Source organism: Protofrankia sp. CiP3 (assembly GCF_917627345.1).
Classification (GTDB): Bacteria; Actinomycetota; Actinomycetes; order Frankiales; family Frankiaceae; genus Protofrankia.
Genome location: NZ_CAKJTM010000017.1, coordinates 81398 through 96516 on the forward strand (window position 1 = coordinate 81398; position 15119 = coordinate 96516).

At 68.5% G+C, this 15119-nt stretch carries 14 protein-coding genes; all 14 read right to left on the bottom strand.

All coding sequences use genetic code 11. The features are described from left to right. Positions 1-39: 39 nt before the first annotated feature. Positions 40-1239 carry an acetate/propionate family kinase gene (locus MJ797_RS09265; protein WP_239333707.1) on the bottom strand — a complete coding sequence of 400 codons (1200 nt, stop codon included), beginning with the start codon at positions 1237-1239 and terminating at the stop codon, positions 40-42. Next, complete coding sequence (gene thyX, locus MJ797_RS09270) at positions 1232-1972, bottom strand: FAD-dependent thymidylate synthase (RefSeq protein ID WP_239309937.1); 741 nt, start codon at positions 1970-1972, stop codon at positions 1232-1234. The genes MJ797_RS09265 and thyX overlap by 8 nt, the downstream gene beginning before the upstream one ends. A 235-nt stretch (positions 1973-2207) precedes the next feature. After that, positions 2208-3905: an Hsp70 family protein gene (locus MJ797_RS09275; RefSeq protein WP_239333709.1), complete on the bottom strand. Its 1698-nt coding sequence runs from the start codon at positions 3903-3905 to the stop codon at positions 2208-2210. Positions 3906-3923: 18 nt separating this feature from the next. Further along, positions 3924-4379, bottom strand: coding sequence for a hypothetical protein (locus MJ797_RS09280; protein ID WP_239333711.1), 456 nt, complete (start codon positions 4377-4379; stop codon positions 3924-3926). Beyond that, on the bottom strand, positions 4376-5155 hold the full coding sequence (gene dapB / locus MJ797_RS09285) for a 4-hydroxy-tetrahydrodipicolinate reductase (RefSeq protein ID WP_255738642.1): 780 nt from the start codon (positions 5153-5155) through the stop codon (positions 4376-4378). Before dapB ends, MJ797_RS09280 begins: the two co-directional genes overlap by 4 nt. Then, the gene (locus MJ797_RS09290; protein ID WP_239333713.1) at positions 5152-6489 is read right to left on the bottom strand and encodes a pitrilysin family protein; all 1338 of its coding nucleotides are present in this window, start codon (positions 6487-6489) and stop codon (positions 5152-5154) included. Before MJ797_RS09290 ends, dapB begins: the two co-directional genes overlap by 4 nt. A 9-nt stretch (positions 6490-6498) precedes the next feature. Next, positions 6499-8691: a polyribonucleotide nucleotidyltransferase gene (locus MJ797_RS09295; RefSeq protein WP_374581825.1), complete on the bottom strand. Its 2193-nt coding sequence runs from the start codon at positions 8689-8691 to the stop codon at positions 6499-6501. A 179-nt stretch (positions 8692-8870) separates the two neighbouring features. Next, positions 8871-9140, bottom strand: coding sequence for a 30S ribosomal protein S15 (gene rpsO, locus MJ797_RS09300; RefSeq protein WP_239309942.1), 270 nt, complete (start codon positions 9138-9140; stop codon positions 8871-8873). Between the two features lie 91 nt (positions 9141-9231). Further along, positions 9232-10200: a bifunctional riboflavin kinase/FAD synthetase gene (locus MJ797_RS09305; protein ID WP_239333717.1), complete on the bottom strand. Its 969-nt coding sequence runs from the start codon at positions 10198-10200 to the stop codon at positions 9232-9234. Between the two features lie 29 nt (positions 10201-10229). Next, entirely contained in the window at positions 10230-11111 is an 882-nt protein-coding gene (truB, locus tag MJ797_RS09310; RefSeq protein ID WP_239333719.1) for a tRNA pseudouridine(55) synthase TruB, read from the bottom strand. Continuing rightward, positions 11111-12202 (bottom strand): bifunctional oligoribonuclease/PAP phosphatase NrnA, encoded by a 1092-nt coding sequence (locus tag MJ797_RS09315; RefSeq protein WP_239333721.1) that lies wholly within the window; start codon positions 12200-12202, stop codon positions 11111-11113. The genes truB and MJ797_RS09315 overlap by 1 nt, the downstream gene beginning before the upstream one ends. After that, entirely contained in the window at positions 12199-12696 is a 498-nt protein-coding gene (gene rbfA / locus MJ797_RS09320) for a 30S ribosome-binding factor RbfA (RefSeq protein WP_239309946.1), read from the bottom strand. The genes MJ797_RS09315 and rbfA overlap by 4 nt, the downstream gene beginning before the upstream one ends. 12 nt (positions 12697-12708) lie before the next feature. Next, on the bottom strand, positions 12709-13047 hold the full coding sequence (locus MJ797_RS09325) for a DUF503 domain-containing protein (protein WP_239333723.1): 339 nt from the start codon (positions 13045-13047) through the stop codon (positions 12709-12711). 11 nt (positions 13048-13058) lie between these two features. Further along, positions 13059-15119 (bottom strand): translation initiation factor IF-2 (gene infB / locus MJ797_RS09330; protein WP_239333725.1); only part of this gene is annotated, 2061 nt, incomplete at its 5' end.

The following is a 15119-nucleotide window of genomic DNA, read 5'->3' on the forward strand; positions in this document are numbered from 1 at the left end:
TCAGACCGGCATGAAAGTGCCGGTCATCGTTGTGTTTCGTCAACGTCGACGCATGGCGAGGCACTCGCGGACGCCGCGAGCGATCTCCAGGTCCTCGCGTGCCTCGACGACCAGTGTCCGGACTCGCGAACCCGTAGCGGTGATGTCGGCCTCGGCCGTGCCGGAACCAGTCTCGGTGCCGCGGTCGGTGCCCCAGGCAGTGCCGTCCTGGCCAGCGCCGGTGTGGGCCGCGTTGCGCTCGGGGTCGACAGCCACGCCGAGAAAACCGAGCCCCGCCACTGCGCCGGCACGCACCACCGCGGAACGCTCCCCCACCCCGCCGGTGAACAGCAGCGTGTCGAGCCCGCCGAGAGCCGCGGCCATCCCCGCGATCTGCGCGCGCAGGCGGTGCAGGTAGACCGCGAGAGCCAGCGAGGCGTCGGGGTCACCGACAGCGGCGCGGTCGACGACCGCACGCATGTCCCCGGTGCCGGCAAGCGCGGACAGACCCGACCGATGGAACAGGGCGTCGGTCAGGTCATCCACGGGCATGCCGACCGATGTCTGCAACCACAGCAGCAGGCCCGGGTCGACGGCGCCGGAACGAGTGGACATCACCAGACCGTCCAGCGGGGTAAACCCCATGGTCGTGTCGACGCAGGCACCATCGCACACCGCGGCCAGCGACGCTCCCGATCCCAGGTGACAGGTGACCACCCGGCTGCCCCGGGTCAGCAGCGCGGCCCGCTGGGACGCATAGGCGTGGGACAAGCCGTGGAAACCGTAGCGACGCACACCGAGCTGCTCGCGCCAGTACGCCGGCACCGCGTAGGTAGCCGCGGCCGGCGGCATCCGAGCGTGGAACGCGGTATCGAAGCAGGCGACCTGAACGACGTCCGGCAGTGCCGATCGCACCATGGCGAGCGTGGCCAGAGCCGCCGGCTGGTGCAGTGGTGCCAGTACGGTCAGCGCGCGCAGCTCCTCCGCCACCGGGTCGGTGACGACGACCGGATCGACGAACGCCGTGCCGCCGTGCACGATCCGGTGCCCGACCGCGCAGGGTAGGCCGGACGCGCCGAGACGGGCCAGGCCAGCGATGGCGGCGCGGACCCCGGCCGGCTCCGGCCAGCCCGCCCGCACGTCGAGATCAACCGATGCCAGCAGGCTGTCATCGGGCCCGAGCAGCCGGAGTTTCAGGCTGGACGACCCCGCGTTGACCACCAGGATGTTCAGGCACTCCCCAGGGGCATGGTCATGCATCATCCTCCCCCGCGAGCGAGCTGACGGCGATCTCCGTTCCATCGTCCAGGCTGGTCACCTGGAAGTCACCGAAAACATTCGGGGCGACCCGCTGAAGCTCACGCAGCGCGGCAATGGCCAGCGCCCGGATTTCGACGTCGGCCGCCTCGCTCGCCCGCATGGCGATGAAATGCCGCCACGCCCGGTAGTTCCCGGTCACCACGATCCGGGTCTCGGCGGCGTTGGGCAGGACGCTGCGAGCGGCCTGTCTGGCCTGCTTGCGCCGGGATGTCGGTACCGCCACGTCGGCGAAGTGCTTCTCCAGTCCGCTGAGGAGCCTTTCGTAGGCGTCCAAGGCGGTGGCGGTGGCCTCCGTGAACAGCTCGTGCAACCGAGGATCGTCGGCGATGACACCGGGCTCGACCACCGCGGCACCGCGCGCTGGAACATAACGCTGGGACAGCTGGCTGTAGGAGAAGTGCCGGTGCCGGACCAGCTCGTGGGTGAGGCTGCGGGAAACCCCGGTGACGTACATGGTCACCGTGGCGTGCTCCAGCACGGACAGATGCCCGACATCGAGGATGTGCCGCAGGTAGCCGGCGTTCGTGGCGGTGGCCGGATTCGGCTTCGACCAGCTCTGGTAGCAGGCTCGGCCGGCGAACTCCGCCAGGGCCTGGCCACCGTCCGTATCGGTGGTCCAGTGGACGTCGGCCGGTGGGGTGAACTGCGTCTCGGCGATAACCTGCACGCGCATGCCCCTACGGTAACCCGGCGCCTTCCGCCCGAAGAGGGAGCATCGGCACCGACCCGTGCTCTCGGTGACAGCAACGCACCGAACGGCCGACGAGGCAGGCCGACCGTGGTAGACCAGGATGGACGGTCATCCCCCAGTCGATCGTCCCTGGCGGTCGGGGGTCTTCCGCCCCCCGTCAACCCCCGGCCGCCCATAGGCACGCGGACAACGGCAGGGCCTCGCACGCGCTGGCCGGTCAGCTCTCCCGGCGGCGCAGTCTGGCCACCGCGTCGCGTTCCCGGGCGACGTCGGCCTGGCTCAGCGCCGCGTTGGTCTCCACCCGCACGGTGAGGCGACGGTCGGCCAGGCCTTCGTGCAACGCGGTCATCTCCAGGATACCGTCGAAGCCCATCCGGAAAATAATCTCGATGGGCGTGCCGGCCGGGAAACCCGGCGGAATCCCGGTGATATCCGCCTGCGCGATAATCTTCATATCCTCGACACGGGCCGGCTCGGCACCGCCGCGCTGTTCCACCAGCTGCAGAGTGATAACGTCCTGATCGTCGCGGACAGTACCGAAACCGCGCCGGACCATCACGGGAAGCCGGTCATTGCGGTGGACGAGGAACACCGCTGAACGTTCACCGAAACGGTCGAGCACGAGCACTCCGAAACCGCGGGATACGACGTTGACCACCTGGACCTCGACGGTGCGGCGAACCCGTTCGGCGGTGAGCCCGAAAGCCGCCGCGAGACGTCTGCAGGCGGCGGCCAGGTCCGCGGGCGCGGCGGCGTCCGATGTCGCGCCGTCGGTGAGCTGCCCCCGCGACACCAGGTCCGCGAGGACCAGCCGCTCGATGGCCTTCTTCTCCCCATAGAGAGCCGCCCCCTTGGCCACCGCGAGGTCAGGGTCACCCAGCTCGACCGGCACGCCGAGCTCCGCCCTGAGCCTACGGGCCACCGCCGGCATCCAGGCGGAGCCCCCCGCCAGCAGCACCCGGTCGAGGCGGGTGACGCCGCGAGCCCTGGCCGCGGTCAGCACCGAGCGGGTGATGATCATAGTCCGCTCCAGCAGCCCGGCCGTCAGCCGTTCGAGATCATCCCGGGACACCACCGTCTTCAGTACACGACCGTCGTGTTCGACCCCGACCGTCGTCTCCATCCGGTCGGTCAGGTCGCGTTTGGCCTGTTCAGCGGCCAGCAGCAGCGCCTGGGCCGCCACGGCGTCGGCCAGCGGGTCCGTGGCGTCCGGATGCGCGTCAAGGAACTGTCTGGCCAGGTAGCGGGCGAGCTGCTCGTCCCACTCGGACCCGCCGAGCCGCTGGTCGCCGTCAACGGCGACCACCGAGATCCGACGGTCGGCAAGCTCGACGACGGTCGCGTCGAACGTCGCGCCGCCGAGGTCGTAGACGAGGGCGACCTCCTCCTGCGCCGTTGTGCCGGCGAAGGTCGCCGCCGCGTCGAAACGGGCGAAACCGTAGGCCAGCGCTGCCGCGATCGGTTCGTTGATGACGTCAACGACCGACAGGCCCGCGTACTGCCCAGCGAGCACGGTGGCCCGGCGTTCCTCGTCACCGAAGTACGCCGGCACGGCGATGACCGCGGCGTGGACCGACTCTCCGCCGGCAAAAGCCGCCTCGCTGACGAGCGCCCGCAGGACAAGGCCGCTCACCGCGGCCGCGGACCACGCCCGCCCGGACGTCACAAACCGCCAGTCATGATCGCCCATTCGGCCTTTGACCAACGCACAGACGTCATCGGCGCGGGCGCGGGCAAGGCGACGGGCCGGTTCACCAGTGACGTAGTCGTCCGGTCCGACGAAGAGCACGACGCTTGGCATCGCGGTCACACCGCCGGAGAGCGCAATCACCTCAGGATCGCCCGAGGCGTTCATCCGGGCGACGCAGCTGTAGGTGGCACCAAGATCAATTCCGTAGACGACGGCCGCGCTCATCCCCGAAACGTATCGAGATCACACAGTGGACTGGATGCGTTCCAGCGCGATTGCGTGGCGCATCGCACGGCGTCCCCGACGGGTGTCGCCAGCATCGCCGTAGGCGACCGCGAGTCGATACCAGGCCTGCCAGTCCCGTGGCCGCGCCTCGACATCGGCACGGCGGCGGTTGAAGACCTCGTCGGCCGCGGTCCGGTCGATCCGGCCAGAGGGACGCCGCGGCAACGGTGCCGGTGGGCCATCCGGCTGATGATTATCAAGCAGGTGGCGTCCCAACCGCCCGGCCGCCCGCCCGAACTGCAGTTCCCGGACAACGACGGCCACCCCGACGACAGGCAGCAGCAACACGCCGACGCCGAGCCCACGGGCGGTCCAGCCGCTCTGGGTGAGCAACTGAACGCCTCGCCATCCGATCAGCCCAAGGTAGAAGACAACCGCCACGAGCAGAACACCGACAGTTAGCCGAGCCTTCACAGTTCGAGCAGGGCCGCCAAGCCCACAGTCAGGCCGGGACGCCCCGGAGTCCGGCGCACGCCGAGCAGCACACCGGGCATGAACGAGGTCCGATCGAATGAGTCATGACGCAGGGTCAAGGTCTCCGCGACACCACCGAGCAGCACTTCCTGATGGGCGACAAGACCGGAAAGCCGAACGCTGTGCACGGGAATCCCGCTGACCCGGGTGCCGCGGGCGCCGTCACGTGCCGACTCCGTGGCGTCGGGGGCCGGGCTGGCCCCGGCCCGCGCCCGCACCCGCGCGACCTGCTCCGCCGTGTGGACGGCTGTCCCGCTGGGGGCATCCAGCTTGCCGGGATGGTGCATTTCGATGATCTCCACTGACTCGAAGAACCTGGCCGCCTGGGTCGCGAAATGCATCATCAGCACAGCACCGACACCGAAGTTCGGAGCCACCAACACACCGAGACCCGGCCTGTCCACGAGCCAGCCGCGCACCGTGTCCAACCGGTCGTTGGAAAAACCCGATGTGCCCACAACCACATGCAGGCCCGCGTCAATGCACCAACGCAGGTTCGCCATGACGGTGTCCGGCCGGGTGAAATCGACGACGACATCGGCATCGCGCAGGCTGGCGAAGTCGTCCCCACGATCTACCGCCGCCACCAGCGTGAGGTCATCAGCGGCCTCCACGGCGGCGCGAACCGTCGCGCCCATCCGGCCCCGGGCACCAAGAACACCAACCCGGAGCGGGTCAGCCGCCGGGCTACCGGTGACCGCGGATACCGCGGTCACCGTGCGATCACGGATGTAAAATCATGATCGCCAAAGGGGCCGATCACGCCGAGAGCGAGTGGCCGGGCAAGCAGGTCGGCGGCGACGCCCCGGACGTCTTCGCGGGTCACCGCGTTCACCCGGGCAAGCACCTCGTCCACGGAGAGGAGCTCACCGTGCATGAGCTCGCTCTTGCCGATCCTGCTCATCCGCGAGCCGGCGTCCTCCATGCCCAGCACCAGCGAGCCTCGGCTCTGGCCCTTGGCCCGGGCAAGTTCGTCGTCGGTGATTCCCGACGCCGCGATCAGCTCCAGTTGCTCGCGGCAGAGCGCGAGAACCTCGTCCGCCCGCCGTGGCGCGCATCCCGCATAGACGCCGAACAGCCCCGCGTCGGCAAAGTGGGACGCAAACGAGTAGACGGAGTAGGCAAGGCCACGCTTTTCGCGGACCTCCTGGAAGAGCCGGGAGCTCATTCCCCCACCGAGCGCCGAGGACATGATCCCCATGGCGAACCGGCGGGGGTCCCGGCGGGACATGCCCACGGTCCCGAGCACGACATGCGCCTGCTCGGTAGGACGCTGACTGACCACGACACCGCGGGCATCGGGGTAGGCATAGGAGCCCCCACGCACCGGGGTGGGAAGGTCTGGGCCACCCAGGTGGTCGGCAAAGGCCGCCGCGACCAGCGCGAGCGTACGCTCATGGTCGATGTTGCCGGCGATCGCGATCACCGTGTCGGACGGAGTGTACCGGGAGCGGTAGTAGTCGGCGATGGTGTCGCGGCCCAGGCCCTCGATGGAGTCGATCGTGCCCAGCACCGGACGCCCGAGATCGGTGTCACCCAACACAGCCGCGGTGAAGACGTCGTGGACGACGTCGCTCGGGTCATCGTCGTGCATGGCGATCTCCTCGAGGATCACACCACGCTCCGCGGCCACGTCGTCAGCTGTTATCAGTGAGTTGCAGACCATGTCGCAGACCACGTCAACCGCGTCCGCGAGGTCACCGTCGAGCACCCGTGCGTAATAGCACGTGTACTCCTTGGTCGTGAAAGCGTTCAGCTCGCCGCCGACCGCCTCGATCGCGGAACTGATTGTCAGCGCGTCCCGGGACGGCGTGCCCTTGAACAGCAGGTGCTCCAGGTAGTGGGAACAACCGGCAGTCAACGGATTCTCGTCCCGGGAGCCCACGCCGACCCAGATCCCGATGGCGACCGACCGGACCGCGGGCACCTTCTCGGTCAGCACCCGCAGCCCGCCCGGTAGCACGGCTCGCCGGACGGTGCCGGACAGCAGCTCCTCGTGAAGCGTGCCAGCCGGCACCAGACCCGCGCTGGTCGTACCCGTCTCTGTCACCGGAGGCGGTCAGGACCCGGCCGGGACGCTGTCCGCGTCCTCGACCACGGGAGAAAGGCTGATCTTTCCACGGCTGTCGATTTCAGTGATCTCAACCTGGAGCTTCTGGCCGACCTGAACCACCTCTTCCACCTTCTCCACCCGCTTTCCGCCGGAAAGCTGCTTGAGCTTGCTGACATGGAGCAGCCCGTCCTTGCCCGGAGTGAGGGAGACGAACGCACCGAACGTCGTGATCTTCACGATGGTGCCGAGGTAACGCTCCCCGACCTCCGGCATCTGCGGGTTGGCAATCGCGTTGATCGCCGAACGGGCGCTCTCCGCCGACAGGCCGTCCTGCGCACCGATGTAGATCGTGCCGTCGTCCTCGACCGTGATCTCGGCGCCGCTGTCAGTCTGAATCTGATTGATCATCTTGCCCTTCGGGCCGATGATCTCACCAATCTTGTCCACCGGGATCTTGACGGAAATCACCCGGGGTGCGTGCGTGGACATCTCGTCCGGTCCGTCGATCGCTTCGGCCATGACATCGAGGATCGCCAGCCGCGCGGCCTTGGCCTGGCCCAGCGCGTCGGCAAGGACCGACGCGGGAATGCCGTCCAGCTTGGTGTCGAGCTGGAGCGCGGTGACGAACTCCCGCGTACCCGCGACCTTGAAGTCCATGTCACCGTAGGCGTCTTCGGCGCCGAGGATGTCGGTGAGCGTCACGAAGTCGTCGCCTTCATGGATCAGGCCCATGGCGATCCCGGCGACGGGGGCCTTGAGCGGAACACCAGCGTTCAGTAACGACAGCGTGCTTGCGCAGACCGAGCCCATACTCGTCGACCCGTTGGAGCCCAGCGCCTCGGAAACCTGCCGGATGGCATAGGGGAACTCGTCCCGGCTCGGCAGCACCGGCAGCAGGGCCCGCTCGGCCAGCGCGCCATGGCCGATCTCGCGCCGCTTCGGCGAACCGACGCGGCCGGTCTCCCCGGTGGAGTAGGGCGGGAAGTTGTAGTTGTGCATGTAACGCTTTGTGCGGTCGGGATTGAGGGTGTCGACCGTCTGCTCCATCCGCAGCATGGCCAGAGTGGTCACACCGAGGATCTGGGTCTCGCCACGCTCGAACAAGGCTGATCCGTGGACGCGGGGAATGAAGTCGACCTCCGCCGACAGCTCGCGGATCTCGGTGACCCCACGCCCGTCGATACGGACGCCGTCAGCGATGATGCGCTGACGTACCAGCTTCTTCGTCAGCGCCCGATAGGCTGCGGCGATCTCCTTCTCGCGGCCCTCGAACTGGCCCATGACCTTCTCCGCGGCCAGTGAGCGGACCCGCTCCAGCTCCGTTTCCCGCTCCTGCTTGCCGGCGATGCGCAGAGCCGCGGCAAGCTCGTCACCGACCGCGACCGACAACGCCTCAAGGACATCGTCGTGGTAGTCGACGAACAACGGGAACTGACGGGCCGGCTTGGCCGCCCGCTCGGCCAGCTCGCGCTGGGCCCGGCACAGCTCGCGGATGGCGGGCTTCGCCGCCTCCAGCCCCGCGGCCACCACGTCCTCGGTCGGTGCTGGCGCACCCGCGGCCAGCAGCGGAACCGTGTCCGGCGTGGCCTCCGCCTCGACCATCATGATCGCGACATCGGAGCCGTCCTCGAGCACGCGGCCGGCCACCACCATGTCGAAGGTCGCCCGCTCCAGCTCGGCATGGGTCGGGAAGGCGATCCAGTTCCCGTCCACAAAACCGACCCGGGTGGCGCCGACGGGGCCGGAGAAGGGCAGCCCGGCGAGCGTGGTCGACGCGCTGGCCGCGTTGATCGCGACCACGTCGTAGAGCGTGTCCGGGTCGAGGGCAAGAACCGTTGCCACGACCTGGATCTCGTTACGCAGCCCCTTGACGAACGACGGCCGCAGCGGACGGTCGATCAGACGGCAGGTGAGGATAGCGTCCTCGCTCGGCCGTCCCTCCCGCCGGAAGAACGAACCGGGAATACGCCCGGCCGCGTACATCCGTTCCTCGACATCCACGGTCAGCGGGAAGAAATCAAGCTGATCCTTGGGCTGCTTGCTGACCGTCGTCGCCGACAGCACCATGGTGTCGCCGAGATAGGCGACCGCAGCCCCAGCCGCCTGCCGAGCCAGCCGTCCCGTCTCGAACCGGATCGTCCGGGTTCCAGCCGCTCCGTTGTCGATAACCGCCTCAGTCGCGGTTGTCTGGTCCTCCACTCGAACCATTCCTCCTCTCCATCGGCCGGGTCCGCCTTGCCGAGGAGGCCGGCGCTCAGTAGAAGCCCCCGGGGATTCGCCACACGGCGTGCCCGGACACCACCACCGAGGACCGGCGGCTCGCGCCGTCACGGACCCGGTCACACAGTGGAGGCGACAGTCGCCTCCACATCCAGCTCCTACCGCCGCAGCCCGAGACGTTCGATCAACGACCGGTAGCGGTGGATGTCGGTCTTGGCGAGATAGTTCAGCAACCGTCGCCTCCGGCCGACCAGCAGCAACAGCCCACGCCGGCTGTGGTGGTCGTGCTTGTGCACCTTCAGATGTTCCGTCAGGTCGCTGATCCGCCGGGTGAGCATCGCCACCTGTACCTCGGGCGAGCCTGTGTCACGCTCGACCGTGGCGTAATCGGACAAGATCTTCTGCTTGACGTCGCTCGGGAGCGGCACGCGAAACCTCTTCCTGTCTGCGGGTGGATGCGCGCCCGGGGTCTGCCCCACCCAGGCTGACGGACACACCACACTCGTCTGGTGCCGAAGCTTACCAACCCCGCGAGCACCGCCCGCTCGGCTGCGATGCCGCCGGCAAGGACGTGATCTTACGGGTGGCAAGAACGTCCGCCGCTATCTGAGCAACCAGGTCGGTCACGGAGTCGAAACGCAGCGTCGGACGCAACCGCTCGGCGAACTCGAAGGCAAGGTGGGCGTCGTAGATGTCGTCGTCGAAATCAAGGAGATATGCCTCAACCCGCCGCTCGGTCCCGTCGAAAGTCGGGTTGCTACCAATGGAGATCGCCGCGGGATAACGCCTGCCCGGCCACACGGCGTGCCCCGCGTAGACACCGTCAGCGGGAATCGCCGCATAGGCGGTTGTCGCGAGGTTGGCAGTCGGATATCCGATAGTGCGTCCACGCGCGTCACCGTGCACCACGATCCCCTCCACTCGGTGGTCCCGGCCGAGCGCGCGGGCCGCGGTGGCTACGTCGCCTTCGGCGATGCAGGCCCGAATACGGGTGGAGGACAGCACGTGGTCGTCCTCTCGCAGGAGCCGGACGCCCTCCACCGCGAAACCGTCAGTCGCACCGTCACGGCGCAGGGCCTCCAGATTTCCGGCGGCCCGATGCCCATAGGTGAAGTTCTCCCCGACCACCACGGCACTCGGCCGCAACCGCCGCAGGAGCATGTCGTGGACGAACTCCTCCGGTGACACCCGGCTGAACTCCGGTGTGAACGGCTGGACGCACAACGCGTCGACCCCCAGCCGCCCCAGCAGCTCCGCCTTGAAATCCGCGGTGGTCAACAACGGCGGATGACTGCCCGGCCGGATAACCTCGGCCGGATGCGGGTCGAACGTGAGCACGGCCGCGGGCTGTCCGGCCCGGTGAGCCCGTTCCACCGCACGGCTGACGATCTGCTGATGACCGCGGTGGACACCGTCGAAGAACCCGATTGTCACAACGCCGCCGGGCCAGTCATCCGGCGTGTCTCGCACCCCGCGCCACCGCTGCACATCCGAAGCCTATCGGTGCCGTTTGCGGCTCAGGCACCGGCGAAGACCACCAGTGACCGGCAGCCGTCCGCAGCGTCGTGCGCAAGAGCGAGAACCTCGCCTGCCGGGCCGAAAACGCCGTACGTGCCAGGCAGCCCGTAAGGGGAAAGACGGCGGCCGTGAGATATCGCACGAGCGTCATCGGCACCCACCCGCCGACAGGGAAACAGCGCGGCGACGGCGTCCGGCAACGGGCGCAGTGCGCCGGCACCCTCCTCGGCCAGGGCTTCCAGGGTAAGCGCCCGCGTGAGATCGAACGGTCCCACCCGTATCCTGCGCAGGGCACGTAGGTGGGCGCCGCAGCCCAGCGCCGCGCCGAGATCGCGGGCGAGCGCGCGCACGTAGGTGCCGCTGGAACACCCGACAGCCACATCAAGATCACAACCGGTGCGGGCAAGCAGCTCGAACCGGCTGACCGTGACCCGCCGCGCCGCCAGAACGACCTGCTCACCCGCGCGTACCCGGGCATAGGCCCGTACCCCGTCCACCTTGATGGCACTGACCGCGGACGGCACCTGGTCAATCGTGCCGGTGAGAGCCCCCATGGCCGCGGCGAGCTCCACCGCGTCGACCGCGACCTCACCCACCGCGACAACCTCGCCCTGCGCGTCATCGGTGGTGGTCGATTCACCGAGGCGGATGGTCGCGGTGTAGGCCTTGTCGGTCAGGGCGAGATGACCGAGCAATCGAGTCGCCCGGCCCACCCCGAGCACCAGCACACCGGTCGCCATCGGATCAAGCGTGCCGGCGTGTCCCACCCGCCGGGTGCGCAGGGCCCGCCGGGCGCGGGCCACCACGTCGTGCGAGGTCAGCCCCATCGGCTTGTCCACCACGGCCAGACCGTCCACCCCGGCCGCGGTCGCGCCAGCCATCAGCCCGGCAGTCTGGGCGCGCGGACCAGCGCGGCACGCAGGGCCTGCATGGTCGGCTCCAGCGGTTCGGTGGAACTCAGCCCGGCCGCGAAACGGTGACCGCCGCCGCCGAGCTGGGTGCACACCGCGCCGACGTCGATGCCGCCCTTCGAACGCACCGAGACCTTCCAGGTGTCGGTGGCGTCCTGCTTGCAGACGACCGCCACCTCGGCTTCGGCGGCGGTCCGCACGATGTCGATCACACCCTCGATCTCGTCCAGCGTGAGACCCGCGCCGGTGAGGTCCGCGTACGCGCACCACGTCCACACCAGGTCGTGCTCAGGCTCCAGACTGGCCCGGCCGAGCAGCTCACCCAGTAGCCGCAGGTAGTTGAAGCGGTGCGTGTCCCAGACCGTACGAGTGATCAGATCATGCCGGATCCCGGTGCTCAGCAGCCGCGCGGCCAGCCGATGGACATCCGGCGTGGTCACGCCGTACCGGAACGAACCGGTATCGGTGACCAGGCCCGTGTAGATCGCGACAGCCAGGTCATGATCGAGGTCGATCCCGAGAGCGTCAATGACCCCGGTGACCATCACGCTGGTGGAGGCGGCGTCGGGGTCGATCAGATTGATGTCCCCGAACCGTGTGTTCGAGGCGTGATGGTCGATCACAACCGTTCGCCGTGCCCTGGTCGCAACCCGGCCCAGCGCCCCGAGTCTGGGCAGGCTTCCCGCATCCAGCGTCACCACGAGGTCGGGCGTCGCCGGGACCAGGGAGGGCGGGACAAGAAGATCCTGGCCAGGCAGAAAGCTCAACGAGCGGGGCACAACGAACGGGTCGCTGTCGAACGAGACCGATGCCCTGGCCCCGAGGGTGTGCAGCGCGAGCCCAAGGGCGATCGCCGAGCCCAGGCTGTCTCCATCCGGGTCAACGTGCGCGACCAGCAGGATGCTCTCCCCGCTCTGGGCCGCGGAGCGAATCGCCTCGACCGCACGCTCCCGCTGCTCACCGAGCGCATCGCCGGACATGGGCCCCGCCCGGCCCGGCCCCTCGCCCGCTGGGGGGACCGGGAGCAGAGACAGATCGGCGAGGCTCATCGCGTCGGTCATCGCGGCGTGTCCCCCATCATTTCCTCGTCGAGCTGATCGGAACCGAACCCGTCAGCACCGGACTCATCGGCGTCCACACGCGGCTTACGGTACGGGTCGGGTTCACCAGCCGGCCGGGCACCGTCCCGGACACCCGCCAGGCTCGCGTCCCGCTCCCGCGCGGTCAGAATCAGTTCCTCAAGATGGCGGGCATCGTCTGGCAACCGATCGTGAACGAAGGTCAGGGCAGGAGTGACCTTGACGCCGGTCTGCCGGCCAACCTGACTACGCAGCAGGCCCTTGGCGGACTCCAGCGCCCGCGCCGAGCCCAGCCGGTCCGCGTCGTCACCGTAAACCGTGTAGAAAACGGTGGCCTCGGTCAGGTCCGGGGTGACCCGGGCATCGGTCACCGTGACCATTCCCAGGCGCGGGTCCTTCACCTGACTTTCCAGCGCGGCCGCGACCACCTCACGGATACGCACCGCGAGCCGGCGGGCCCGAGCAGGATCAGCCATGGCTTCCTCCCGTCATTCCGACCGCGCCACCGATCGCGGTCCGTCCATATCCTCGTCGGAATCCTCGTCGGAGAGGTAGCGCATCCGCGCCGAGAGCAGTTCTATCTCCGGGCGCCGCGAGAGCAGGCGTTCACACGCCTGGACGACCTCGACACAATGGGCTCGATCCGCGGCGACCACGGCGAGCCCTATCTGCGTCCGCCGATGCAGATCAAGATGGCCGGTCTCCGCCGCACTCACCGCATATCTGCGGCGGAGCTCGGCCACCACTGGCCGGACTATCGACCGCTTCTCCTTGAGCGACCGAATGTCGCCAAGGAGAAGGTCGAAAACTCCCGTTCCGGTCCACATCGTCCGTGTCCTCAGGAGCGAGGAACCTCCCGCTGCTCGAAGGTCTCGATCACATCGTCAATCTTGATGTCGTTGAAGGAACCAAGCCCGATACCGCACTCGTAACCCTCGCGGACCTCGGTCGCGTCGTCCTTGAAGCGCTTGAGCGACTCGACCGTGAGATTGTCCGCCACGACCACGCCGTCCCGAACGAGCCGGGCCTTGGAGTTGCGGCGGATGATCCCGGAACGTACCAGGCAACCGGCGACGTTGCCGATCCGGGGAACCCGGAACACCTCGCGCACCTCGGCGGTACCGAGCTGGACTTCCTCGTAGACCGGCTTGAGCATGCCCTTGAGGGCGTTCTCGATGTCCTCGATCGCCTGGTAGATGACCGAGTAGTAGCGGACGTCGACGCGCTCGCGCTCGGCCAGTTCGCGTGCCTTGCCCTCAGCCCGGACGTTGAACCCGAGGATGACCGCGTCGGACGCGCTCGCCAGGTTGACGTCGTTCTCAGTGATGGCACCGACGCCACGGCCGATGATCCGCAACGAGACCTCGTCGCCGACATCGATCTTGAGCAGGGAGTCCTCCACAGTCTCGACCGAACCGGAGACGTCACCCTTGAGAATGAGGTTGAGCTGGGTCTTCTCGCCCTCCTTCATCCGCTCCAGGATCGTCTCCAGGGTCGGGCGTCCGCGGCTCATCGCCAGTTCGGCGTTTCGCTCACGCGCCTGGCGCCGCTCGGCGATCTGACGAGCGACCCGGTCCTCCGGAACGACCAGGAAGTTATCGCCCGCGTCGGGGACGCTGGTGAACCCCAGGACCTGCACCGGCCTGGCCGGGCCGGCCTCGTGCACCGGGTCACCGTGTTCGTCGAGCATCGCCCGGACGCGCCCGAAGGCATCACCGGCAACCACCGAATCCCCGACCCGCAGTGTCCCTCGCTGGACGAGCACGGTCGCAACCGGGCCGCGGCCTCGGTCCAGCCGGCCTTCGATCGCGACGCCCTGAGCCTCGGTACCGGTCGGGGCACGCAGGTCGAGGGCGGCGTCCGCGGTGAGGATGACCGCCTCGAGCAAACCGTCGATGTTGGTGCGGTTACGGGCGGACACGTCGACGAACATGGCGTCACCGCCATACTCCTCGGCGACCAGGCCGTATTCGGTCAGCTGCCCGCGGACCTTGAGGGGGTCGGCGCCTTCCTTGTCAATCTTGTTGACGGCGACGACGATCGGGACGTTGGCCGCCTGGGCGTGATTGAGCGCCTCAATCGTCTGCGGCTTGACACCGTCATCCGCGGCGACGACCAACACGACGATGTCGGTCACCTGCGCACCTCGGGCACGCATGGCGGTGAACGCCTCGTGACCCGGGGTGTCGATAAAGGTGATCTTCCGCTCGTCCCCATCGACCTTCGCCCGGACCTGGTAGGCCCCGATGTGCTGGGTGATGCCGCCAGCCTCACCGGCAACCACGTCTGTCGACCGGATCGCGTCGAGCAACTTCGTCTTGCCGTGGTCGACGTGGCCCATGACGGTGACAACCGGTGGACGGGCGGACAGCTCGATCTGATCGCCGTATTCGCCGCCGAAGGAGAGATCGAAGCTCTCCAACAGCTCCTTGTCCTCGTCCTCGGGACTGACGATCTGTACGTCATAGCCGAGAGTGACGCCGAGCAGCTGCAGGGTCTCGTCCGTGCACGACTGCGTCGCGGTCACCATCTCGCCGAGCTGGGTGAACACAACCTGGACGAGCGCGCCCTGATTGGCATCGATCTTGTCGGCGAAATCGGCAAGGGACGCGCCCCGAGGCAGTCGAATGGCCTGCCCGTTGCCGCGCGGAACCATGGCCCCCATGCGGGGAGCCTCCAGCCCGCTCTCCCATTCCTGCCGCTTTGCGCGCTTGGACTTGCGCTGCCGGCCAGGACGACCACGGCCGCCCGGGCCGAAGGCGCCGGCCGTCGTGCCACCGCGGCCCCTGCCGCCGGATGTCGGGCGGCCACCGGGACCGCCACCGGGAGCACCGCCGCCACCAGGACGGCCCGCGGCGCCCGTGCCCGCGCCAGCGGCACCACCGGGACGACCGGGTGC

Coding starts and splice junctions, on each gene's coding strand:
- MJ797_RS09265 (WP_239333707.1), bottom strand. CDS start 1,239: ATGCATGACCATGCCCCTGGGGAGTGCCTGAACATCCTGGTGGTCAAC.
- thyX (WP_239309937.1), bottom strand. CDS start 1,972: ATGCGCGTGCAGGTTATCGCCGAGACGCAGTTCACCCCACCGGCCGAC.
- MJ797_RS09275 (WP_239333709.1), bottom strand. CDS start 3,905: ATGAGCGCGGCCGTCGTCTACGGAATTGATCTTGGTGCCACCTACAGC.
- truB (WP_239333719.1), bottom strand. CDS start 11,111: ATGGCTGGCGCGACCGCGGCCGGGGTGGACGGTCTGGCCGTGGTGGAC.
- MJ797_RS09315 (WP_239333721.1), bottom strand. CDS start 12,202: ATGACCGACGCGATGAGCCTCGCCGATCTGTCTCTGCTCCCGGTCCCC.
- rbfA (WP_239309946.1), bottom strand. CDS start 12,696: ATGGCTGATCCTGCTCGGGCCCGCCGGCTCGCGGTGCGTATCCGTGAG.
- MJ797_RS09325 (WP_239333723.1), bottom strand. CDS start 13,047: ATGTGGACCGGAACGGGAGTTTTCGACCTTCTCCTTGGCGACATTCGG.